Source organism: Pseudobutyrivibrio sp. C4 (assembly GCF_900111635.1).
GTDB lineage: Bacteria > Bacillota > Clostridia > Lachnospirales > Lachnospiraceae > Pseudobutyrivibrio > Pseudobutyrivibrio ruminis.
This window is the reverse complement of record NZ_FOHF01000003.1, coordinates 24312-48611: the sequence shown is the minus strand read 5'-3', so window position 1 is coordinate 48611 and position 24300 is coordinate 24312. Positions and strand designations below refer to the sequence as shown.

Sequence of the window (24300 nt, the reverse complement as noted above, 5' to 3'; positions counted from 1 at the left end):
CTCCGTCGCGAGATTGGCTCCTTGAGTAATACCAAGAGCTTGATAGTTACCTGCTCACATAAAAATTGTACACTTTATATTATTCCTAGCTTATGTAATGCACTGTGCATATCAACCACAATAGGTGATTCCCCTGAAATTCCTAGCACCGATTTTCCCTTAAGGTCGCATTCGGTAAGGTTGGCATCTGCAGGTATCCAGCCAAGAAGTGGAATATTTCCTAAATCCATATATTCCAAAACTTCCTCAGATGGCACACGATTTACTACCACTCCGATTTGGTCGTACATAACAAGATTGTCAGCCACATTCTTGATTGTCTTAACTACATCGCAGCCCTTCTTACTAGAATCTGTGATAAGGATAAGGTGTGTCACCTTCTCCATAACGCGACGGTTAATCTGCTCGATACCGGCCTCTCCGTCTATTACTATGTAATCAAAATTGTCTGAAACTGAAGAGATTACTTCCTTGAGATAAGTATTGATCTTGCAATAGCAACCAGCAGCCTCCGGTCTTCCTATTGCAATAAAAGAAAAGCCCTCCATTTCCACCATAGCATCGAAAATACGATATCTTGCTTCCCCAAGCACTTCTACAGTTGCCTTGGTATCACCATTTTCTGCAGCTTCCACTGCCTCTTTCCTGATATCATCAAGAGTAAGAGTTGGTTCAACACCAAGTGCTGTCGAAAGTCCCACCGCTGGGTCAGCATCGATTGCTAGAATGCGTTTGTCTGGATAAGCTTCCACTAACAACTTGACCATCACCGAAGCTAACGAAGTTTTGCCTACTCCGCCCTTACCGGCAACAGCCAACACGATTGGTTTGTTTCCCATTATTAATTATTTCTCCCTTTTAATACTCCATAATTGATAATTTTTTATCAATTACTATTCAATTTTAGCATAGGGATATTCCAAATTAAAGGAAATAAAAGAGCCACAGTGATTTTCGTCCTTATCAACAAAAACCACTGTGGCACAAGTCGCACATTGCATAAACGTCTATTTAGTTTTCTTCTTCATGAAGCTTTTTGTTCATGTATGTGATGAGCATATCAAGACCTGCAGCGTTCTCTCCTCCACGTGGAATAATGATGTCTGCATGCTTCTTTGAAGGCTCAACAAACTCTTCATGCATTGGCTTTACAGTATCGCTGTACTGACCAATGATTGATTCGATACTACGACCACGCTCAATCATATCACGCTGGATACGACGCATTAAACGCTCATCAGCATCTGTATCAACAAAGATTTTGATGTCCATCAAATCTCTAAGCTCTTTGTTCTCAAGAATAAGGATACCCTCCATGACAATAACTGTCTTTGGCTCAATTCGGATTGTCTCCTCTGAACGATTATGATTTACGTAATCGTAAACTGGCATATCGATAGCATATCCCTTGATAAGCTTTCTAACATCCTCTGCCATTCTATCTGATTCAAATGAATCTGGATGGTCGTAGTTTAATTTGCTACGCTCCTCAAATGACATATCAGGATGTGCCTTGTAGTATGCATCATGGCTGATAACCGCAATGTCCTCTCCAAAATAATCCTGAAGCTTTTTAATAATTGTAGTCTTGCCTGAAGCAGATCCTCCTGCTACACCAAGAACGCAAATCTTTTCTGACATTTCTATACTCCTTAAGGTTTAAATCTCTTGAACCCCTCACCATATACTGCCTTTGATTCCATTATGACAATAAATGCGTCCACGTCAATCTTTTTTGCAACACGATTAACCTGGTACATCTGCTTGTCTGAGCAGGCGCACATCAAAACCTGGCGCTCATCGCCTTTGTATCCGCCCTTTGCAGTGAAGATTGTTGTTCCTCTCTCAACTGCTTTATCAATAGCATCTGCAATTGCTTCTGCTTTGTTGGTAACAATCATACACATCATACCTGAATCGGCATTAATCATTACCTTATCCACAACAAGTGAACCTACATAGCTGATTACAAAACCATAGCACAGCGCTTCAAATGAGTGCGCATATGCGATTGTGTCGATTACAATGATAACCACATCAACTATGAAAAAGATTCGACCAAGTGACATGTGTGGATTCTTTGCCTTGATAAGCATCATGATAAAATCAGCACCACCTGTGGATGAATTACGCATATAAACAAGAGCGTAACCCAATCCAGTAAACACACCTACCACTAGAGCATTCAAAAGGATATTTGAAATCTCGATTTTAGGCACAAGAGGTGCCACAAAATCCATCATAACAGTGCCTATGGCCATAGTCTTGAAAGTTTTAAGAAGAAACTTTCGTCCCAAAACTTTGTATGAAACCACTATCAGTGGAATGTTCATTATGATTGTCATAAGACCAATTTTCCATCCCCAGTACTGATAGAAAATCATTGCAATACCAGTAAGCCCGGTCAATGGAAACTTGGCATCTGCTGCAAAATTATAAATTGCAATACCGATGCACAAACCTGATAAGGCATCCATCAAAATATCTACAAATAATTCTTTTCTTTTTTCCGCTGACATAATTCCCCCAGTCCGCTGGTTACGCTCTCACCAGCTCATCGGCTAACTTATTCTGTAGCAAATTTGCTTGTAATACCGTGTAGTACCTTGACTACGGTATCCATGCCCTCCGCTGTAATGTGCTCCATTGGACCGTGGAAGTTGTAGCCACCTGTTCCAAGGTTTGGACAAGGCAATCCCATAAATGAGAGACGTGCTCCATCTGTACCGCCTCGGATAGCAACAGCCTTTGGATTCTCTCCAGCATCCTTTAATGCCTCGAAAGCATAATCGATAAGGAACATGTGAGGCTTAATCATCTCGAGCATGTTCTGATACTGGTCTCTAATGTTAAGCTCGCATGTGCCCTCACCATATTTCTGATTGATGATATTAGCAGCATGCTCCATAACCTTTTTCTTCTCTTCAAATTTATCTGCATCATGGTCACGAATAATGTACCAAAGCTTTGCCTCTGCAACATCTCCAGACATATCAAGAAGATGGAAGAATCCTTCGTATCCCTCTGTCTGGCTAGGTGTCTGTGTTGGTGGGAGCATTGAATTAAACTCCATAGCAACAAGTGCTGCATTAACCATAATATCTTTTGCATCACCTGGATGAATGTTTACACCGTTGAATTTAATCTTTGCTTCAGCTGCATTAAAGTTCTCGTACTCTACTGCGTTTTCTTCGCCACCGTCTACCGTATATGCGAAGTCAGCTCCAAAGTATTCAACATCAAAATGATCTGCACCAGCACCAATCTCCTCATCAGGAGTGAAAGCGATGCAAATCTTGCCGTGTGGCTCATCACTTGCAAGAAGCTCCTCTGCAAATGTCATGATTTCGGCAATACCTGATTTGTCATCAGCGCCTAAAAGTGTTGTTCCATCTGTGTGGATCAAAGTACGTCCCTTTAATTCCTTAAGATGTGGGAAATCTGATACCTTAATAATTCTTCCAGATGTGCCAAGAACGATATCCTCACCGTTGTAGTTTTCTTCGATTATCGGATTTACGTTTTCACCACAGAAATCTGGCGCAGTATCCATGTGTGCAATAAAGCCAATTGCCTTTTTGTCTTCGTATCCCTTTGTTGCTGGGATGCTTGCATAAACATAGCACTTGTCGTCTACCTTTGCATCCTCGATGCCAAGGCCCTTCAATTCTTCAACAAGAATCTTTGCCAAATCAAACTGTCTGGCAGTTGAAGGAACTGTAGTGCTCTCTTCATCACTGGTTGTGTAAACCTTTACATAATTTAGTAGTCTTTCATAAGCTCGCATAACTAATCTCCAATATTATTTATAAACTTTAAGAAAGGTTCTCAGCGTACACTGAGAACCTTTTTCTTTCTAATTCGGAATGTTCATTCCTCTTTTCAATGTGATTATTGGTTAATCATAAACTCCAATAATTTCTTTGCATCGTCTGGCTCATATGCAATAAGCTCAAGCTCAGGAATGCTCTCATCAGCCTGGAAGATATTTGCAAGTGAAACAAACTGAGAAAGCTTTGACTTAAGATTAAGTCTGTCACCTTCACCTGTAACAAGCTCTACCTTTCCCTGGCAGCTATCGATAACCTTAAAAAATGCTTCTGTGTCCTTAATATTAGTAAGTTTCATAAATACCTCCTTATGGGTAAAAAACAAACTGTTAACTATCTTTATCAATATAATATCAAACAAAATCTATTTATCAACAGATATGCCGATAAATCAGGGATTTTTCCCACATAATTCACAATTTGTTATACATTAAATCTAAATGTGATTACATCACCATCGGCTACAACGTATTCCTTACCTTCCATACGAACAAGGCCCTTTTCCTTTGCAGCTGTCATAGAACCGTTTGCCATAAGGTCATCATAGCTAACAACCTCTGCCTTGATGAATCCACGCTCGAAATCTGTGTGAATCTTTCCAGCAGCCTGTGGAGCCTTTGTGCCCTTCTTGATTGTCCAAGCACGTGTCTCATCCTCTCCTGATGTAAGGTAAGAGATAAGGCCAAGAAGTCTGTAAGAAGCAGTGATAAGCTTATCAAGACCTGACTCTTCAAGTCCCATAGCCTCAAGAAACTCCTGCTTTTCTTCCTCTGACTCAAGTTCAGAAATCTCCTGCTCAATCTGAGCTGAGATAACGAATACCTCTGAACCTTCCTTAGCAGCGTACTCACGAACGGCCTGAACGTTTTTATTGTTTGCGCCGTCATCTGCAAGATCCTCATCCTCTACGTTTGCAGCGTAGATAACTGGCTTTGCAGTAAGAAGGTTGTACTCCTTGAAGTATGCTTCCTCGTCCTCGTCGTTAAGCTCGAATGTCTTTGCCATGTTGCCAGCTTCCATATGATCAAGAAGACGCTTCTGCATAGCAGCTTCCTTCTGAAGTGTCTTGTCCATACGAGCGCTGCGCTCTGTCTTTGAGTAACGACGCTCCATAACTTCCATATCTGAGAAAAGAAGCTCAAGGTTGATTGTCTCAATATCACGAAGTGAATCGATGCTGCCGTCAACGTGAACAACATTTGCATCCTCGAAGCAACGAACAACGTGAACGATTGCATCTACCTCACGGATGTTTGCAAGGAACTGGTTTCCAAGTCCCTCACCCTTTGATGCACCCTTTACAAGACCAGCGATATCAACGAATTCGATTGTAGCTGGAACTGTCTTCTTAGAGTTGTACATCTTTGTAAGCTCGTCAAGACGCTTATCAGGAACTGATACGACACCAACATTAGGGTCGATTGTAGCGAATGGATAGTTTGCTGCAAGTGCTCCTGCCTTTGTAAGTGAATTAAAAAGTGTTGATTTACCGACGTTTGGTAAACCTACTATGCCCAATTTCATGGTAATTTATCTCCTTCTATATATAAATATTCTTTCGTATTAAAAAATTAGTCTAAATCTAAAGTATATTACCATATTTCTATTTATTTCTCTACCCTTTGTACTACTACCTCATCTCCTTGATTTTGCTATTAATCAAGTTCGCTGTTTTCATATCATATAAGAATTCAACGAAATGATTTCCGAAGGCGATGACAAGTATTATCAACATCACCACCAGCATTCCCACCAGGCTTTCCCACAAGCCTGCGTAGAAAGTCAACGGCAATGTGATGGCCATATTTATCAGTATGCAGATAATCTCTCTGCACCACCAAGCTGCCCCGTGCAACTCCTGCTTTGATATAAACACCAAACTAGAAAGTGCCGCTGCAGCTGCACAGATTATCAACACTGCAAACTGCACATTATTTATACCATCCACAATTCCAAGCACTGGCCCTAAAATCACCATAATAAACAGCATGCCAGCGCACACATTTATAAATCTTCTAAGAACATTTAATATCTCTTGTTTCATCTGTCATACTCCTATAATCCCATCTTTTCCTTTAAATCAGCTACGTATTTTCGGGAAACAATCAGCTTCTCCTTGTTTATCATGGTAATCTCAAATCGCCCTGAAAGAGATGGCTTCATGTTTTCAATCTTTTTAATGTTGATTAGCATAGACTTTGATGCCTTGAAAAAATCAGCGCCGCTGCACAGCTGCTCTGCTTCATAAAGACGCATCCTGTTTTCATAAACATCATCCTCACAATAAATGAACAATCTCTCATCAACTGTCTCTATATAAAAGACCTCATCCAGACGAATCTGATATGTCTTATCATCTTTCTTACAAGTGATTTTCTGATTGCCCTCCACTAGCTCCTTTGCAATCTCCTGCAGCCTCTCCTTATTGGCCTCATGGCAGAAGATATCCAGTATCTCCTCCATGGAGTCTTCAATGATGTGGATATTGATGTTCATCAACCTTTTATTCCCCCGCTTGTTATGCCGCTGATTATCAGACGCGACAAAAATAGATAGATTATGATAGATGGCAGGATTGAAAAGGCAATTACCATGTAGATCAGACCGTTATCGTAATTTGCAAAGTTTGCACTTCGTAAAAGCGATATTACAATTGGCATTGTTTTCTTATTATCCTCATGTAAAATCAGTGCCGGAATAAAATAATTATTCCAAGATTCCACAAATTTGAAAATCATCTGCACCGCAAATGCCGGTCTCATCAGTGGCAACACGATTCTATTGAAAACAAAAATCTCTGAAGCACCATCAATCCTTGCCGCTTCCACTAGTGACATTGGAAGCGTACTCTCCATGTATTTTATCATATAGTAGAAAACGATTGGAGATGCTATTTCCGGTATAATCAGCGGAATAAACGTATCCATCAGATGCATATCATCCACCAAGCTTATAAATCCAAGGGCCGTCACCTGTCTTGGAATCATCATAAAACCAATCATAATGGTGTAAAAAAGCTTCCTGCCCTTGAAGCAATATGCATGAATTCCATAGGCTGTCATAATGGAAAAATAGCTGCAAAGTAGTGACGAAGAAAGAGCTATCATCATGCTGTTTTTCATGCTATTCATTACAGGCAAGGCGCAGTGTCTCATGCTATTCCAGTTTTTCACAAGGGCCGTTCCAGGTATCAGTGAAAATCCACTTGATAGCTCGCTGTTAGATCTGGTGGCGTTTATAAATAAGGCATAAAACCAAAACAGGCACAGGAAAGATACGAGGATCAATATCGTATATGCGAAGATTCTTTGCACACGTCTACTCATCTTACGCCCCTCCCTTCTTCTGTCTTAGAGTTAAGGCTAAAAACGATGATAGAAAGCACCGCTGTCACCATAAACAATATAAAGGACAACGCTCCTGACACACCATAATTCTTGCTAAACATGTGCTTGTTCATATACATCAGCACAGTCATGGTGGAACGATTTGGATCTCCCGTTCCCTTGGTGAGAATCTGTGGAACATCAAACATCTGGATTCCACCTATAAGAGATGTAATTATCACATACAAAAGGATTGGTCGAATAAGTGGCAGCGTGATCCTTGTAAATACCTGCCAGGTGCTGGCTCCATCCACTTCAGCTGCTTCCTTTAGAGACTTATCAATCCCCAACATTCCCGCCAACAAAAGCAAAGTGGTATTACCAAACCACATGGTGCAATTCATGAATGCCACCAAGGCTCTTGTGGACCAGGTATTTGAGAAAAATTGAAATGGCTCATCAATAATTCCCAGCTCCATCAGCAGTGCATTTACAGGACCGCAGTCTGCAAAAAAAGAGAAAAACAAAGATGCGATTGACGCGGCGATAATCAGATTTGGAAAATATATAACTGTCTTGAAAAACTGGATTCCTCTTAGACCCAATCTATGATCCGAAAACCATGCCGCCAGCGTGACCGATAAAACTAACTGTGGCACAAATCCAAGAATCCACATGATGGCCGTATTACCAAGGTAAGTGTAGATGCTCTTGTCCGTAAGCAACGTCACATAATTTTCGAGACCACAAAAGAACGGACCCACTTCCACTAGTCCCTTCCAATAATTTACAAATAAAGATTTATACAAGGAAATAACGATCGGCAAAGCCGTGAATAATAGATAAACGATGATATATGGTGATATAAAAAGAATCCCCCATTTGCTCTTTTTCATTTAAAGTTCCCCCTACACATATCAGTGTAGGGAAGAACTAATTCCTCTTCAACAAATGGACGGTGAAATGCATATTATGTGGGGTGAAATGCAGTGTAATGTTCATCCTCTTCTATATTTCTGAATCCAGTCAACAGCAAAATCCACAAGTATTTTTTGATTCATTAAGCGTAGTTCGGCATTTCCAATCATGGCTTTGTTAACAGCATTGCTCTGTTCAAAGGCTTCTCCGAAAATATTGGAAAGGTCATGATCATTAACAAGATATTCTGCGTGTTTGCCCCATGCCGCAACAGATCTTGCCGGATGGTCGCTTCGCAGGGTTCCCGGCCATTGACGGAACGCTTCAGCTACAGCTCCCATGGTATTTGTTGGCGTAATTCTCTTATCATAAGCCGGCCAGTTATCGCGGATTATCTGCCAGTATTCTTCCGGAACGGTCCAATGGACTCCATCCTCAGGATCAAGATTCTTCCAGGATTGTGCAGGCATCATGATTGTACCGTCTTCTCCAACCACTTCAATCAATGCCTCAATAACGGCCTGCGCCCCACCACAGACATAGCCTATTTTAGATAATGCTGTATGAACCATCACAGTATGGCCTTTCGCCAAACCAACAGATATAGTTTATGCCTTCGGATATTTCCTCTCATCATTTGCTTCACGCTGGATTCGCAGGATATCCTGCCATGCTTCTTCGTCTATCTCCCTGCCAGAAAAATATTTGTTGCGGTCATCTTCTGTTATCTTTCTTAGCACACGGCATGGGTTGCCTGCTGCAATGGACCAGGCAGGAATGTCTTTAGTAACTACAGAACCAGCACCAATCACAGTGTTATCCCCTATTGTTACTCCAGGACATATCACCACATTGCCTCCTATCCACACATTGTTACCTATGGTGACGTCTATTCCGTATTCATATAAAGTGTTTCTTGTGGCAGGATGAACTGGATGTCCCGCAGTATATATAGCTACATTGGGAGCTATCTGTACATTATCGCCTATTCTGATTCTTCCAACATCCAGCATGGTGCAATTATAGTTTGCAAAGAAATTCTTTCCCACCTCTATATGGCTTCCATAATCACAATAAAAAGGTGGATTAATAAAAGTATCAGCATCAGATTTTCCCAAAAGCTTATTAACTATCTTCTTTATAGCATCGAAGTCAGCCCTATCTACAGTATTTAGTTCCTGCGTAAGGCGTCTTGCTATCTTTTGCTCTTCAAATACCTCATTATCTGAAATATATACCAGCTCTTTGTCTCTTCTTTCTATATTGTTCATTGTAAAACCTCCCTATATGCTTAAATATTAGACTTTTACCACTAGCGTTGGCTACATTCCTGCCTGCTAGAGGTACATTTTTTGAGTTTTACCTCTAGCAACCCCCGGATTTACATTTGCTAGTGGTAATCTTTCATTTCCTTACCTCTAGCATTCATTGAAATCTCTATCGCTAGTGGTACAACTATCTTTTTTTACCTCTAGCGGAGGCTTGCTTTGTAATTGCTAGTGGTAATAATATCTTTTTCTTACCACTAGCAGTGGCTTAATTTGAAATCGCTAGTGGTAAACCCCAATTTTTCTACGCTAATAATGCCTCTAACTCATCATTTAATCGTCGTTTCATCTCTTCGAGTTTCTCCGCATTCGGCCTGTTATCATCTGAATACATTTTCTCCATAGGGTACCACCAAACAGGTCCTCTTCCATTATTTCCATAATTTTCTATATCTCCCTGTTTTCTTGGAAACAAATGCCAATGTAAATGAGCATCACCATTTCCAAGACATTCATAATTCATTTTTTCAGGTTTGAAAGCCTTATAAGCAGCTTCTGCAACTATGCTCATTTCTTCCAAATACTTTGTTTTAACTGCAGGTTCAATATTAAACAACTCTACAACATGCTCTTTAAACAAAAATAGTGTGTACCCTTCAAAATGCTGATTATCACCTATAACAACATATCCTGTTTCAAGTTCTCTAACAAAATATGGATTTGCCCCTTCTTTTATCATCTTTATTCTGTCGCAAATAATACACATTGAATCTTTCTCCCTACCTCTCTCTAGTAATTAATTCTCCATTTCAGTGGTAAATCTTTTGTTAATTTACCACTGAATTCAGCATGACCAGCATTATAAGTGGTAATCATTTCAATTATTTACCTCTGCACAACAATAATCCTCATCAAAAGTGGTAATCCTCCCCCACCTACTTAACATTACGTTGAATATAGCATATCCCACTCACTTCAACAACATGACAATTGTCATGTGCCTTTATGACGCAGTTCACTACAGATGTGACAAAAGTTTCGGTATTATAATCTCAGAACAACAAAAGAAACACACGGCCGAGGGCTGTAGTACAAATAAAAAGGAGAAATGAAATGGGTAACACAGTAGTATCAATCGACAATTTAGTAAAACGATATGGTGAGAATGTAGCTGTAGATCACTTCTCATTAAGCATTGAAGAAGGGGAAATCCTTGGACTACTTGGTCCAAATGGTTCAGGAAAGACTACCACAATCAACTGTCTCCTTTCTCTTCTTACTTTTGATAAAGGGGATATCAAAATCTGGGGCAAAGAAATGAGCCCGGATGCATACGATATCAAATCACAGATTGGTGTGGTAATGCAGAATGTAGCAGTTATCGATACCTTGAATGTATATGAAAACGTAGATTTCTTCTGTGGGCTATATATAAAGGATAAGGCAACAAGAAAGCAATATGTTGAAGAGGCACTTGAGTTTACAGGTCTTACAGAATTCAAAAAGCAGAAGCCTAAAAAGCTTTCAGGCGGACTTCTTCGAAGACTTAACATAGCCTGCGGAATTGCTCACAAGCCAAAGCTTATCATCTTCGACGAGCCAACAGTTGCAGTTGATCCTCAGAGCCGAAATGCGATCCTTGAAGGCATCAAGAAGATGAACAGGGACGGTGCAACAATCATCTACACCTCACACTATATGGAAGAGGTTGAGGAGCTTTGCTCAAGAGTAATCATTATGGACCACGGTAAAAACCTTGCCAACGGAACTACAAATGAACTTAAGTCATCTCTTATGAACCGTGAGACAATCCGAGTAAATCTTCCTAATAAATCTGATGAGATTATCAACGGATTAAAGGAAATCAATCATGTTTATAAGATTAAGGAGGATGGAGATGATCTTATTATTAAATGTGATGGTGGAGATCATAATCTGGTACATGTCCTCAGTTATCTGACAGATAACAACATTCCTTTTGGTCACGTATCAACAGAACTTCCTACATTAAATGATGTATTCCTTGAAATCACAGGAAAGGAGCTCAGAGACTAATGTTCGGACGAATTTTTGTATATAAATTTAAGGAGATAATCCGAAACCGCTATATGGTTGGCTGGAACTTCCTGTTTCCAATCGTACTTGCCACAGTCTTCTATTTGGGATTTGGAAATATGATTAAGGATGACCCGGACAGCTTCCACACCATAGAAGTAGGATACGTAAATACGAATCAGGCGGAATCAAACTTCGAGACGGTTCTTGATGAACTTACAGAAGAAACAGATGGAAATGAAGCTATCCTCTCCCTTCGTAAATACGGTTCAAAGCAGGAAGCTATGGATGCCATGAATTCAGATGAAATATTTGGATTCTACATGGAGGATGGTGAAGAAATCGAAACTATCGTTCCTACCAATGGCTACAACGCCACCGTCATGAACCAAATTGTACGAGAATACGAGAACAAAAAGAATGTGATTGATACGATAGCAAAGGATCATCCAGAGAACATCCAGTCAGCCCTGGATATGGTGACAGAAAATCTTGCAATAATAAAGGAACATGATTTTGGAAATAACACATCACCTTATGTGCAGTACTTCTTCGCATTAATTGCAATGTCATCACTTTTCAGTTCATGGATTAGCACAACAATCCTTGAAGGCATCTGTGCAAATATGACTGAGCAGGGAAAACGCTTTGAGTGCTCACCAACAAGCAAGTTGATGGCCATCGTGGCTGGTATCTGCGCAGCAATGATAATGCAGGCAGTCTCAAATGCAGTAGTTGTTATCTATGTACAAAAAATATTAAAGATAAGCTTTGGAGCTCCACTTGTAAACATAATCACCATAACAACATTGGGAAGTGCTCTTGGTGTATCCTGTGGTGTCCTTATGGGTTCCCTCATAAAGAATTCAAGACTATTAATGGTTGTTCCACTTTGCTTCACAATGACCTGTTCATTCTTCAGTGGCCTTATGTGGCACCAGATTAGACAGCTTATCGAAAGCAAAGCACCTATTCTTAACAGAATTAATCCAGCAGCCCTTTTAGTCGACTGCCTCTACACAAGAGCCACCTACGGCAAAACAGCAATGTACTACCAGGATATAACAATTATGAGCATCATGATTGTAGTCAGCCTTTTCATAAGCGCAATCCTTTTAAGGAGGAGAAAATATGTCAGTCTTTAATGCAATACTAAAATCATTAAAAGCAAATATCACAACAATCATTGTATATTTAACTATCTTTACAGTATTCGGAAATATGCAGGCTAAGGCAACCACAAGCACTCAGGAAAGCGCCTTTGAAGAAGTCACAGTGAAGGTAGCAGTTACTGATAATGATAATTCAAACCTCAGCCAGGCACTGGTTGATTATCTTACAGAAACTCAGGAAGTTGTTGCCCCTGGAACCGATGATCCACAGGTAATGAATGACAATGTGCGTTTCGCAATTTACGATTATGCACTTATTATTCCAGAGGGATTTGAGGAACAGATTAAGTCAGGTGATGTGGAAGATGCTCTTACCTACATCGCCCCTGGAACTACCGCTTCACAGTTCTTACTTACAGAGAAGCTTAATGACTATTTACAGGATGTTGTGGTATATTTAAATAGTGGTTACAGCGAGAATGAGGCTATTTCTCTCACTCACGACCAGATGGTAAAGCTTAGCAATACACAGGCTACAGTCGTTGATAAATCAGAAGAAAATCATCGTTCTTACTACTCAGGAATGTATACCTTCAACGGCTACACACTTATGATGTTACTTTGTGTATGCTGCGCATGCACTCTTACATTCATGAAGAACAGAGATGTAAACAATCGTATTTCCGTTAGTGGAATGCATTTCTTCACCAGAAACGCTGCTTCAATCGCAGCAGTAATCTTCATCGGCTTTGCTATCACTACTGTGGCAATCATAGTAATCAGCCTGATGGGTCTTGAATACGAAAATACGAAATTCATCTTCTACGCAATAGACACCTACACTCTCATGTTTGTAGGACTTGGAATGGCATATTTCATTTGTTCAATCACAGTAAACGAGAGCCTTATAAACATGGTTGCAAATATGTTTGTACTCTCCATGAGTTTCCTCTGCGGAGTATTTGTAGACACCCAGTATTTATCAGCTTCAATTGTAAAGGCAGCACATTTTTTGCCACTCTACTGGTACACCACAGCAATCAAATTTATAAACGATACTCCAATCAACAACATCTGGAGCCGTCAGTTCGCTAGTTACTTATTAATAGAAGTGCTCTTTGCAATGGTATTCTTCGCAGCAGGTCTTATCATCACAAAGAAAAAGGAGCAATATGCTATATGATATAGTCATCCGCTCTCTGGCAGCGGTAGGATTAGGATTAATAATTAATTCAAATGGCATTACAACCACCTCGGTTGTAATGTCTATTTGTGTTTTTTTACTTCTTGAAATAAGCCTTCTGTTTAATCAAAAACCAGTCTATCTCACTCTGACAGGAATTCCATTTGTTATAACCTTTGTATATATGGTGGCGGTTATAGATGCCAGTCTTCCACTTGTTTTTTCAATCTTTGTCCTGGGAGGATTCACTTTTATATCTACTATTCTTTGGGCAAGAATGATGGAATTGCAGGCACAGCTGCACCGCACCCGTGATGACAGCTTTGAATTGGAATCCATTCTAAAGGATAAAAATAAACGTCTTCTCTCTGAGCAGGACCAGCAGGTACATCTTGCTACCCTCGCAGAGAGAAACCGCATCGCCAGAGAAATCCACGATAATGTAGGCCATCTGCTTTCCCGCGGAATCCTACTGCTTGGAGCCATTGTCACAGTAAACAAAGATGAAAATATCGCGCCTCAATTAAAGATGCTTTCGGACACCCTGGATGAGTCTATGGAAAAGATGCGAAGCTCCGTACATGATTTACATGATGATTCAATAGACTTAAAGAAAAATATAGATGAAATTCTTGGAGAACTAAAAAACTTTACCGTAAATACGGAATTAGATTTGGATGAAGCACTTCCAACAAATATCAAACTATCACTGATTGGTATTTTAAAGGAGGCTGTTACAAATATAATAAAGCATTCCAATGGAGATACTGTTTCAGTGATTTTCCATCAGAATAACAGCTTCTGCACTATTTCCATTACAGATAATGGAACCCTTAGTTCTGATATGAAGTTAAAGCTTGGTGCTGAGAACTATGACGGAATAGGACTTACCAACATTAAAAACAGAGCAAGCTCCCTAGGCGGAGAAGCTTACTTTTATTTAAACGATGGCTTTACAGTGTTTGCCAGATTACCTTTTGAAAACAAGCGAGGATAGATTATGGAAAAGAAAAGAATTTTACTTGTAGACGATGACGAACTTATCACAATGTCACTAGAGATGATTATCTCTGCTGAGGCTGATTTTGAAATAGTTGGAAAAGGTGGAAGCGGTCGGGAAGCTATAGCTCTCTATGATGAGCTCAATCCAGATTTACTTCTTATGGACATTCGTATGGCCGATATGAATGGATTGGAAGCTGCCGAAGAGATTCTTACAAATCATCGTGATGCCACTATCCTCTTCCTAACTACATTCTCAGATGATGAATATATCGTAAAAGCGTTGAAACTTGGCGTAAAAGGCTACTTACTTAAACAGGACTATAAATCTCTTCCTGCTGCACTTCACGCTGCAATCAACGGTCAAAGCGTATTTGGAGGCGCTGTTATCGACAAACTTCCTACTCTCATGAATCAGGCCAACACTGATGATGAAGGCTTTGACTATCGTAAATACGATATATCCGAAAAAGAATTTGAAGTCATCCAACTTGTAGCTGAAGGCTTTTCAAACAAAGAAATCTCCCAGAAGCTTTTCCTTTCGGAAGGCACTGTACGTAACTATCTGTCTACCATCCTAGAAAAGCTCAACCTGAGAGATCGAACTCAACTTGCTATATTCTATTTGAAGCATGAATAAATCGAAAGCTGGCATTGCTGCCAGCTTTTTCTTATTCCACAACCTTTATATAACTGCTTACACAGTAAAGAACTTGTCCATTGTATTCCACTCGCGACCAGCCATATTCGTTGTTGATACCTGTTCGAATGGCTGTCTGGCCTGCGCTAAGTGTAGCCACTACCTGAGAATCAGCATCCGTAACACTAGGCTTTGAACGAAGATTTACAACTTCCTTTGCAGTAACTGTTTCATTAACATCTGTAAATTTAGTTTTAAAACCAGGTGCCTGAGCTGGTGCTTCCTCTGTTGCAGGAGCTTGCTCAGCTGGCGCTGCAGATTGTGCAGGTGCACTTAAATCTGTGGTCAAATAACTTGATACAGCGTAGTATGTGGCGCCATTATAAACCACCCTCGACCAACCACTTGTGCTTGTGCCAGTTCTTGTGGCTGTTTGACCATTTTCAAGGGTAACCATTACCTTGCTATCTGCGCCCTGACTAGGCTTATTACGAAGGTTTGTCTTGCTCTTTGCTGTGACAGTCTCATTAACCTCTGTAAACTTCATCAGTGCTTCCACATCTGCTGATGCCGTTGCTCTTTCTGAAGTGTCCTTAGCCGTTTCTGTGCCGTTGTATCCAAAGTATGCTACATCCACATCCACCTTTTTTGTAATGCCAGGAATTGTTCCCTGATTGGTGTACTGCCACATATCGTATTTAAATCCTGCCGATGGGCCTGTGGCCAAATTTGAAGAATCCTGATTGTACCATGCCATCCAGATTTTGTACTTGGCACAAATTGTGGATGTATTCCATTTTGCATCTGATGCCATTTCATTCTTAGAAGCATAAAAGATTGGAGTATATCCTTTGTTATAAACTTCTCCAAGAAATGCTATAGCAATATTGCTTCTGTCATCCTTTGTAAGATTGTACTGGCGGCTAGTGCTGTTTTCAAAGCCCTCACAGTTGTATCCTACTGGATATGTGATTGGATACTGAGCTACATAGCTTGCAACCCAATCGGCCTCTTCTATGGCCTCATCCTTTGTAACTGCAGTAGAGAAGAAATAGGCTCCGATTTTTATGCCATTTTTCTCTGCTTCCTGCATGTTGTATTTTGCATTTGTATCTGGCTTTATTTCTCCTGTTGTAGAGTCTCTATAGCCGACACGAATCATTGCAAAATTAATCCCTGAGCTGGCAACCTGAGCCCAATCGATAGTGCCCTGGAATTTTGATACGTCGATTCCGTATGTAGTGGTACTGTTTTCACCAACATTGCTGGCATTAACAATATCCTCCACATTTACTGAGGCTCCCTGTTCTGACTGAGTTGAAGCCCCTGGGTCTTCCGCATCAGTCTCATCTGTTGTCTCTTCTGTCTCCTCAGGCTCTACCACTTCGATTGTAGTTCCATCCTCAGGCTCTTCATTTGCAACATCTACTTCTGCCGCAACCTCAACAGGCTCATCGTCCGTACCTTTTACCTTTTTGACGATGAGAACTGTCCCCAATACCAATACTACAAGTCCTAGACAGCAGGCAGCCATCATCAACTGTCTTCTACGTCTCAATCTTCTGCGACGTCTGCTACTTCCACGATGTCCGTTATTCATTTTTATTCTCCCAATTATTTAATAGCCGCTAAAAACTTCTTGGCTAAATCTTTGTCCGCAGAGTCTTCTCTGTAGATTCCATACACATTCCAGGTGTATGAGTCCTTAATGACTAGTGGTTTTATTTCATCTGTTTCTGGGAAGAATCTTGGGGAGATTCCAAGGCCAGCTCTATTCTTTGATAATAGATACAGCGACTCTCCTTCATCTACCTTGGCAACAATATTTGGTGCAAAACCATTGAGATGGCATGCATTCACAATATCATGATATACATGATATTTCTCATTCATGGAAATGATTTTCTCATCCCTCAGATTTTTTAGCTCAATTTGACTTTCATTCCAAAATCTATGTCCTTTATAGACATAGACCACCAAATCAATTGCTTTTACGTGTTCGCAGACTACGCCTGGTAAAGATTGCTTTCCTACTACAAATCCAAAGCTTATTTCATCATTCACCACCTGCTGGATTACATTTTCATTTTCATACTCATACCAGCTAGCGAGAATCTCAGGATTATCCGTCATAAAAGATGCAACACTAGGAACATCAATTGCTCTAATTGTTCCTGCTGCAAATCCCACCTTGAAGCGTTTTTCTTTTTCACTTAACGCCTCTATTGATGAAAACAAATCATTTAAATCTCTGCTTATTGTTTTAGATTTTTCGTAGAATAATCTTCCACTTTCAGTTGGAATGAAACCTTCCTTTGACCTAATAAACAAACTGGTTCCAAACTCATCCTCAATGCCCTTAATAATTTTACTAAGGCCCTGTGGTGATAGAAACAGCTTGTTGGCTGCCGCCTGTAGATTTCTTTCCTCATATACAGCTTGAAAACATTTAAAATTTCTTGTATTCATAAAATTAATTATAGAATAAATGACCTTGATAGACAATATGTCCATCAAGGCCATTCACGGGGAGTAAAAAAATTATACGAAAAAAGTGGTTATTAAACTAATTTATATTAAATGTGGTTTGCTACTTCAAAGGCATCCCAAATACCATACATGATATTTGAAACCTGTCTAGCATCACCAAGGAGATAAACTTCGTCAAGCTCGTTCTTGTACTGGTTGTAAAGAGTGTTCTCGCTAGCATAACCGACACAAAGAACTACGCTATCAGCATTAAGTTCCTTTGTCTCTTCTCCTACAGTAGCTGTAAGTACGCCATTGTTGAATCCAGTAACACGAGCACCTGTAACAACATCGATGCCGTTGAAAGGAATAAGCTTTTCAAGCATTTCTTTGTTTGCTGAACAAAGTGGTCCGTTCACTGCCATAAGCTTATCAAGTGCCTCAACGATTGTTACCTTCTTGCCCTTCTGAGCAAGATCAAGTGCAAGCTCGCAACCTACAAGTCCACCACCAACAACGATAACATTGTTGCCAGCTTCCTTCTGTCCAAGAAGTACCTGCTCTGCTGAGTAAACCTTCTCATCATCGCCAAGTGAGAACATCTTTGGACGAGAACCTGTAGCCATGATAACTGCGTCAAAGCTCTTATCGAGAATTTCCTTCTCTGTAGCCTTTGTGTTAAGGTGAACCTCCACACCAAGACGTGTCATTTCATCCTCATACCACTTAGCAAGGGCGATATCGTCCTCCTTGAATGCTGGAGCACCACCAGGGATAAGGTTTCCACCAAGACGTCCTGCTGCCTCGTAAAGAACTGGCTCATGTCCTCTTTCTGCAAGTACACGTGCAGCCTCGCAACCTGCTACACCACCACCTACAACAAGAACTCTCTTCTTCTTTACGATAGGGTTGTATGTGTTAAGTCTTTCCTTACCAGCCTGTGGGTTAACTGCACAGTTGATAAGTGAGTATGTCTGGATACGTCCCATACAGCCTTCCTGACAGCTGATACATGGACGAATCTGGCTAAGCTTGTTTGTACGAATCTTGTTTACGATATCTGGATCTGCAAGTGTTGGACGACCAAGTGAAATCATGTCGCAGATATCATTGTTTAAGCAATCAAGTGCTGTATCTGGATTATCAACACGACCTGCCATAATAACAGGGATGTTTACATGCTCCTTTGTAATCTTTGCAAATTCCTTGTAAGGAGCCTTCTCCATATACATTGGTGGGTGATTCCACCACCATGCATCGTATGTTCCTGCATCTACATCAAGGGCATCATAGCCATACTTCTCAAGAAGCTTTGCAGCCTCGATACCTTCCTCGATGTCACGTCCCTTCTCTTCGAATTCCTCGCCTGGAAGAGCACCTTCTCTGAAGTCCTTAATCATAGACTTAAGTGAGAATCTCATTGCAACTGGGAAGTCCCATCCACATGTCTTTGCGATTTCCTCACGGATTTCCTTAGCAAAACGAAGTCTGTTCTCTAAGCTTCCGCCGTACTCATCATTCCTCTGATTGAAGAATGAAATAGCAAACTGGTCAATAAGGTATCCTTCGTGAACAGCATGGATTTCAACACCATCGAAACCAGCGCGCTTTGCATTGTATGCGCCTTTACCAAAGCTTTCTACAATACCATGAATCTCCTCTACAGTAAGTGGACGACATGTTTTGTCTAACCATCTGTGAGGTACTGCCGATGCAGAAACAGGTGGGAACTCACCTAAGTTTGTAGGGATAGTAACACGTCCGAATCCACCTGACATCTGTAAGAAAATCTTTGAGCCATAAGCATGTACACGCTCGGTCATCTCGCGGCTAGTTCTTACGAACTGAACTGGGTTGTATGTTGAGTTTGGTGTGTTAGGGAATGAAGGCTTCTCTACCTCTGTATCAGAGAAAGTAACACCTGTAATGATAAGACCAATGCCACCCTGAGCACGTCTTGTGTAGTAATCAATACCTCTGTCATTCCATCCACCTTCGCAATCTCCAAGACCAAGTGGTCCCATTGGAGCCATTGCGTAACGGTTCTTAATTTCGAGCTTGCCAATTTTAATAGGCTCGAAAAGTCCTTGATACTTCAATTTATTTCCTCCTTTTACATTTAACAATTAATTTGCCGGCACATTGTTAAATTTTTATCATCTATGTCTATATTTTAACCATTAAATGTAACAAAGGCCATCAACATACAGTTGATGGCCTTTATCAAAAAGGATACTATTAATTTTCGTCTTCAATTTCCTCAAGGAAATCTTCTACATTGTAGAGCTCTCCCTCTACCTTATCTACGTAGATATTACCGTCTAAGTGATCGATTTCATGAAGAAGCGCTCTTGCCATAAGCTCCTCACCTTCCACGATAATCTCTTCCATATCTTCGTTTAATGCCTTTACCTTTGCATAATTTGGACGAGTCACAATACCAGTCTTGCCTGGAACTGAAAGACATCCCTCGCTGCCTGTCTGCTCGCCAGATGTTTCAAGAACCTCTGGGTTGATAAGAACAACTGGGCCCTCACCTATATCGATAACGCAGATACGACGAAGAACGCCAACCTGAGGTGCAGCAAGACCTACACCGTCTGCATCATACATTGTATCAAGCATGTCCTCGATAAGTGTCTTAAGACGTGGTGTAAGCTCCTTTACTGGCTTACATTTCTTAAGTAAAACATCGTCTTTACCATATTCTCTAATTTCTAAAAGTGCCATAATAATTCCTTTCTAAAATCCTGTTATATTGTAGATATCGGATCAAAATCAAACCATGTAGAGGTATTTCTGTATTGCTTTTGCTGCAATAAGAATGCCTCGATAGTATCTTTTACATTAACAAGCCTATCGTATTCGTCGGCCTTTACGTAGATTACCCTACGGTAAACGTCCTTTAGCTTTCCAATATAGGCGTCCTCTGGCCCCATGATAATGATGTTTGAATCCGCCTGTCTAATGATATCTGCTAGAATATCTGCCTGTTTGATAGCATCCTGCTGCTTGTCGCAGCTAACCTGTATGCCCAAAATATGTGAGCATGGTGGGTATGAAAGCAAGCGTCTGTATGCATACTCCTGACTATAGAAGCTGTCATAATCCTGGTTTGCAGAGGCAACTACTGAATAGTTGTCAGGCTGATATGTCTGAATAACAGCTATGCCTGGCTCCGAGCCTCTACCAGCTCGTCCTACTGCCTGGGTAAGAAGCTGGAATGTACGCTCCCCACTATGATAATCGCTTTCGTTTAGTGATATATCTGCTGCTATTATACCAACTAAAGTGACGTTTGCAAAATCGTGACCTTTGACAATCATCTGAGTACCTATCAAAACATCTGCCTCGTGTGCTGCAAATGCTGAAAGGATTTCCTCGTGACCATCCTTGCCTTTTGTGGTGTCGGCATCCATTCGAAGTACCCTGGCTGTTGGAAATAATTCCTTTACGATTTCCTCCAGGCGCTGAGTACCAGCCTTGAAACTGCCGATATATTTGCTGCCGCAGCTTGGACAAGTCTTTGCTGCCACTGTTGTGTAACCGCAATAGTGACATTTCATCTTGCCACCTGCATGTAAATGAAGGGCAACATCGCAATGTGGACATTTTAACACATGGCCGCAGGCCCTACAAGAAACAAAACCCATAAGCCCGCGTCTATTTAAGAACAGCATAATCTGCTGATGCTTGTTCAATCTATCTGCCATCAACTCCTGCAATCTGCGACTAAGCATAGAACGATTGCCAGACTGAAGCTCCGCCCTAAGGTCTACTATCTCGCAAGAGGCCATATCCTGCCCCATCGCTCTGGAATGAAGAGTAATAAGCTGATATTCGCCAGTCTGTGTGCGACTATATGCCTCAAGACTAGGGGTAGCGGAACCTAGAATTACAGTAGCACCTGCTAGCTTTGCACGGTACACTGCAGTTTCTCTAGCGTGATATCTAGGGATGACTTCGGATTTGTAGCTTGGCTCGTGCTCCTCGTCAATTATAATCAATCCAAGATTTGCAAATGGTGTGAACAACGCAGAACGAGGTCCTACCATAATGCTGATTTCCCCTGATTTAGCTCTCTCGAACTGATCGAAACGCTCTCCAGGAGACATCCTACTGTTCAGGATACTTACTTTATCACCAAACCTGGTGTAAAATCGCATAACTGTCTGGTATGTAAGGGCGATTTCCGGAATGAGGACAATTACCTGCTGTCCCATGGAAATCACATGCTCCATAACATCCATGTATACTTCTGTTTTGCCTGAGCCTGTAACACCATGGATAAGATATGTCTTTCTTCGACCTGTATCTATATCTGCTTTGATTGTTTCTGCAGCGGCTTCCTGCTCCTCATTTAAAACGATGTGCTTTTGATTTGCGTCCTTGTTGATATGAGGGTTTCTGAATGTTCTAACGGACTCAACCTTAACAATTCCCTTAGATTCTAAATCCCTGATATTTGACGATGGAATCTGAAGCTTTTTTGTAGCAAGCTCCCAGTCAAGAACATCCACCTCAAGAAGCTCCCTCAAAAGGCGTTCTTTTCCCACTGCATGATTCTTTTTAGTAAGAATCTGTGTCAACTCAATCTGGGCCTGTTCAAGTGAAATATTCAGGCTGATTTCTTTCTTTAGCTTTTCGTTTTCCTTTTTCTTAATAGGAATAACTGTCTTTAACGCCTGATTCATAGTAGAACCATAATTCTTTTTAAGAAATGCAGCCAAAGAAATAAGCTGAGACTCTATGGCAATGCTATCTTTTAGCACTCTTGCAATAGGCTTCAGCTTTGTAACATCAAACTCCGGCTTGTTGTGCAATCCCACCACATATCCTGTGATGGCGCGATTGCCCTGTCCAAATGGAATTACTACCTGAACGCCCTCAGTTACTTGATTTTCAAGCTCTGTAGGCACAATATATTCAAATGTCTTATCCAATCTCTCGTGAGAGATATCAATAATTATATCCGCATATTTCATGGAAACAATTTTAACATAACTAGTTTATTTTTGAAACGAGTGTGATATAATTAGACGATTTAGTTATCAGGAAATTAATTTAAATAGGGAGGATTTCCAATGCGTCATCTAATGAGCCCTCTAGATTTTTCTAGAGAGGAACTAGAGCAGCTAATGGACCTGGCGGAGGATATTAAAAATCATCCAGACTCGTATTCCGAGAAATGCCACGGCAAAAAGCTTGCTACATGTTTCTACGAACCAAGCACACGTACACGACTATCTTTTGAGGCTGCCATGCTTAATCTTGGTGGTTCAGTCCTTGGTTTCTCTTCAGCTGATTCTTCTTCAGCAGCCAAAGGCGAAAGTGTTTCCGACACCATTCGCGTTATTTCTTCTTACGCAGACATTTGCGCTATGCGTCATCCTAAAGAAGGCGCTCCACTCGTTGCTTCTCAGCGATCACTTATTCCAGTTATTAACGCAGGAGACGGCGGTCATCAGCATCCCACTCAAACACTTACAGATTTATTTACTATCCGCTCTTTACGTGGAGAAATCAAAGATCTTACTATCGGACTTTGCGGTGATTTAAAATTTGGCCGTACTGTTCATTCTCTTATCAATGCGTTAGTACGTTATCCTGGAATCAAATTCGTACTAATTTCACCTGAAGAACTCAAAGTTCCTGAGTATATTCGCGAAGATGTTTTAGAAAAAAATGGATATGAGTACAAAGAAGTTGATTCTTTAGACGATGTTATGGGAGAGCTGGATATTCTCTACATGACACGTGTACAGAAAGAACGTTTCTTCAACGAAGAAGACTACATCCGCTTGAAGGATTTCTTCATCCTTACACCAGAAAAGATGAAGCTTGCAAAAGAAAATATGATGGTTCTTCATCCACTTCCACGAGTTAATGAAATCTCTGTAGACGTTGACGATGATCCACGAGCTATGTATTTCACTCAAGCTAAATACGGAGTATTCATCCGAATGGCTTTGATACTTACTCTTTTGGAATTAGTATAGGAGGATAATATGCTAAATATAAGTGGAATTCACCAGGGATTCGTGCTTGATCATATCAAGGCAGGCGAATCCATGACAATTTACCGCGACCTTCATTTGGATAACCTTGGCAGCGATTGCACTATCGCCATGATTATGAATGCCAAGTCCAACAAAATGGGCCGCAAAGACATTATAAAAATAGAATGTCCAATCGAACGTGTCGATTTAGACATTCTTGGATTCATTGATCACAACATCACCTGCAACATTATTAAAGATGACGTTATTGTAGAAAAGAGACAGCTTAAGCTTCCTCACGAAATAAAAAATGTAATCTCTTGCAAAAACCCACGTTGCATCAGCACCGTAGAGCAAGAGCTAGACCAAATCTTCATCCTCACTGATGAGGAACGTGAAATCTATCGCTGCAAATACTGCGAAGAGAAATACGTAGGTCTGAAATAATACTAAAAATCTAGAAGGTCCCTAGTTACGACTACAAGCCTGATGAGTTCT

25 protein-coding genes are annotated in these 24300 nt (G+C 40.7%); 7 read left to right on the top strand and 18 right to left on the bottom strand.

The genetic code is table 11. The features are described from left to right. Window positions 1–74 precede the first annotated feature (74 nt). The 13 genes from BMY66_RS06725 to BMY66_RS06665 form a co-directional block, all read right to left on the bottom strand. Window positions 75–839: an ATP-binding protein gene (locus BMY66_RS06725; protein ID WP_090394625.1), complete on the bottom strand. Its 765-nt coding sequence runs from the start codon at window positions 837–839 to the stop codon at window positions 75–77. A 172-nt stretch (window positions 840–1011) separates the two neighbouring features. After that, window positions 1012–1641 carry a uridine kinase gene (gene udk / locus BMY66_RS06720; RefSeq protein WP_033154551.1) on the bottom strand — a complete coding sequence of 210 codons (630 nt, stop codon included), beginning with the start codon at window positions 1639–1641 and terminating at the stop codon, window positions 1012–1014. An 11-nt stretch (window positions 1642–1652) separates the two neighbouring features. Continuing rightward, window positions 1653–2519, bottom strand: coding sequence for a YitT family protein (locus BMY66_RS06715; RefSeq protein ID WP_090394624.1), 867 nt, complete (start codon window positions 2517–2519; stop codon window positions 1653–1655). Between the two features lie 47 nt (window positions 2520–2566). Beyond that, window positions 2567–3787 carry a peptidase T gene (gene pepT / locus BMY66_RS06710; protein ID WP_090394623.1) on the bottom strand — a complete coding sequence of 407 codons (1221 nt, stop codon included), beginning with the start codon at window positions 3785–3787 and terminating at the stop codon, window positions 2567–2569. 104 nt (window positions 3788–3891) lie between these two features. Continuing rightward, window positions 3892–4128 (bottom strand): hypothetical protein, encoded by a 237-nt coding sequence (locus BMY66_RS06705; protein ID WP_033154554.1) that lies wholly within the window; start codon window positions 4126–4128, stop codon window positions 3892–3894. Between the two features lie 125 nt (window positions 4129–4253). Next, window positions 4254–5354 carry a redox-regulated ATPase YchF gene (gene ychF / locus BMY66_RS06700; protein WP_044938340.1) on the bottom strand — a complete coding sequence of 367 codons (1101 nt, stop codon included), beginning with the start codon at window positions 5352–5354 and terminating at the stop codon, window positions 4254–4256. A 106-nt stretch (window positions 5355–5460) separates the two neighbouring features. Then, a complete protein-coding gene (locus BMY66_RS06695) occupies window positions 5461–5874 on the bottom strand; it encodes a hypothetical protein (protein WP_044938344.1) in 414 nt (137 codons plus the stop codon). A gap of 11 nt (window positions 5875–5885) precedes the next feature. After that, a complete protein-coding gene (locus BMY66_RS06690) occupies window positions 5886–6326 on the bottom strand; it encodes a LytTR family DNA-binding domain-containing protein (RefSeq protein ID WP_090394622.1) in 441 nt (146 codons plus the stop codon). Beyond that, window positions 6326–7156 (bottom strand): carbohydrate ABC transporter permease, encoded by an 831-nt coding sequence (locus tag BMY66_RS06685; protein WP_090394621.1) that lies wholly within the window; start codon window positions 7154–7156, stop codon window positions 6326–6328. Before BMY66_RS06685 ends, BMY66_RS06690 begins: the two co-directional genes overlap by 1 nt. Next, entirely contained in the window at window positions 7153–8052 is a 900-nt protein-coding gene (locus BMY66_RS06680; protein ID WP_090394620.1) for a carbohydrate ABC transporter permease, read from the bottom strand. Before BMY66_RS06680 ends, BMY66_RS06685 begins: the two co-directional genes overlap by 4 nt. Window positions 8053–8154: 102 nt before the next feature. Then, window positions 8155–8646, bottom strand: a complete 492-nt coding sequence (locus tag BMY66_RS06675) for an AAC(3) family N-acetyltransferase (RefSeq protein ID WP_090394767.1) — start codon at window positions 8644–8646, stop codon at window positions 8155–8157. A 36-nt stretch (window positions 8647–8682) separates the two neighbouring features. Next, window positions 8683–9345: a sugar O-acetyltransferase gene (locus tag BMY66_RS06670; RefSeq protein ID WP_090394619.1), complete on the bottom strand. Its 663-nt coding sequence runs from the start codon at window positions 9343–9345 to the stop codon at window positions 8683–8685. Between the two features lie 301 nt (window positions 9346–9646). Continuing rightward, a complete protein-coding gene (locus BMY66_RS06665; RefSeq protein ID WP_090394618.1) occupies window positions 9647–10108 on the bottom strand; it encodes an HIT family protein in 462 nt (153 codons plus the stop codon). A gap of 347 nt (window positions 10109–10455) precedes the next feature. On the opposite strand from BMY66_RS06665, the gene BMY66_RS06660 reads away from it, so the two are divergent. From BMY66_RS06660 to BMY66_RS06640, 5 genes are read left to right on the top strand one after another with little or no spacing between them, the layout of a single operon-like run. Beyond that, entirely contained in the window at window positions 10456–11397 is a 942-nt protein-coding gene (locus BMY66_RS06660; protein WP_090394617.1) for an ABC transporter ATP-binding protein, read from the top strand. Further along, on the top strand, window positions 11397–12542 hold the full coding sequence (locus BMY66_RS06655) for an ABC transporter permease (protein WP_044938368.1): 1146 nt from the start codon (window positions 11397–11399) through the stop codon (window positions 12540–12542). Before BMY66_RS06660 ends, BMY66_RS06655 begins: the two co-directional genes overlap by 1 nt. Next, window positions 12529–13692, top strand: coding sequence for an ABC transporter permease (locus tag BMY66_RS06650; RefSeq protein WP_090297997.1), 1164 nt, complete (start codon window positions 12529–12531; stop codon window positions 13690–13692). The genes BMY66_RS06655 and BMY66_RS06650 overlap by 14 nt, the downstream gene beginning before the upstream one ends. Next, a complete protein-coding gene (locus tag BMY66_RS06645; protein ID WP_090394616.1) occupies window positions 13682–14689 on the top strand; it encodes a sensor histidine kinase in 1008 nt (335 codons plus the stop codon). Before BMY66_RS06650 ends, BMY66_RS06645 begins: the two co-directional genes overlap by 11 nt. A 3-nt stretch (window positions 14690–14692) precedes the next feature. Continuing rightward, window positions 14693–15334: a response regulator gene (locus BMY66_RS06640; protein ID WP_090394615.1), complete on the top strand. Its 642-nt coding sequence runs from the start codon at window positions 14693–14695 to the stop codon at window positions 15332–15334. Window positions 15335–15365: 31 nt separating this feature from the next. Here the strand turns inward: BMY66_RS06640 and BMY66_RS06635 are convergent, their stop codons facing one another. The 5 genes from BMY66_RS06635 to priA form a co-directional block, all read right to left on the bottom strand. Further along, window positions 15366–16934: a GH25 family lysozyme gene (locus tag BMY66_RS06635; protein WP_090394614.1), complete on the bottom strand. Its 1569-nt coding sequence runs from the start codon at window positions 16932–16934 to the stop codon at window positions 15366–15368. A 14-nt stretch (window positions 16935–16948) separates the two neighbouring features. Next, on the bottom strand, window positions 16949–17803 hold the full coding sequence (locus BMY66_RS06630) for a LysR family transcriptional regulator (protein WP_177175604.1): 855 nt from the start codon (window positions 17801–17803) through the stop codon (window positions 16949–16951). Between the two features lie 107 nt (window positions 17804–17910). Then, window positions 17911–19902: an oxidoreductase gene (locus tag BMY66_RS06625; RefSeq protein ID WP_090394613.1), complete on the bottom strand. Its 1992-nt coding sequence runs from the start codon at window positions 19900–19902 to the stop codon at window positions 17911–17913. A 139-nt stretch (window positions 19903–20041) separates the two neighbouring features. Further along, window positions 20042–20533: a peptide deformylase gene (gene def / locus BMY66_RS06620; protein ID WP_044938381.1), complete on the bottom strand. Its 492-nt coding sequence runs from the start codon at window positions 20531–20533 to the stop codon at window positions 20042–20044. Between the two features lie 23 nt (window positions 20534–20556). Further along, window positions 20557–22788: a replication restart helicase PriA gene (gene priA, locus BMY66_RS06615; protein WP_074792183.1), complete on the bottom strand. Its 2232-nt coding sequence runs from the start codon at window positions 22786–22788 to the stop codon at window positions 20557–20559. Between the two features lie 99 nt (window positions 22789–22887). On the opposite strand from priA, the gene pyrB reads away from it, so the two are divergent. Both pyrB and BMY66_RS06605 read left to right on the top strand, forming a co-directional pair. Continuing rightward, a complete protein-coding gene (gene pyrB, locus BMY66_RS06610; RefSeq protein WP_044938387.1) occupies window positions 22888–23802 on the top strand; it encodes an aspartate carbamoyltransferase in 915 nt (304 codons plus the stop codon). A 9-nt stretch (window positions 23803–23811) separates the two neighbouring features. Beyond that, entirely contained in the window at window positions 23812–24249 is a 438-nt protein-coding gene (locus BMY66_RS06605; protein WP_090394612.1) for an aspartate carbamoyltransferase regulatory subunit, read from the top strand. The last annotated feature ends 51 nt before the right edge of the window (window positions 24250–24300 follow it).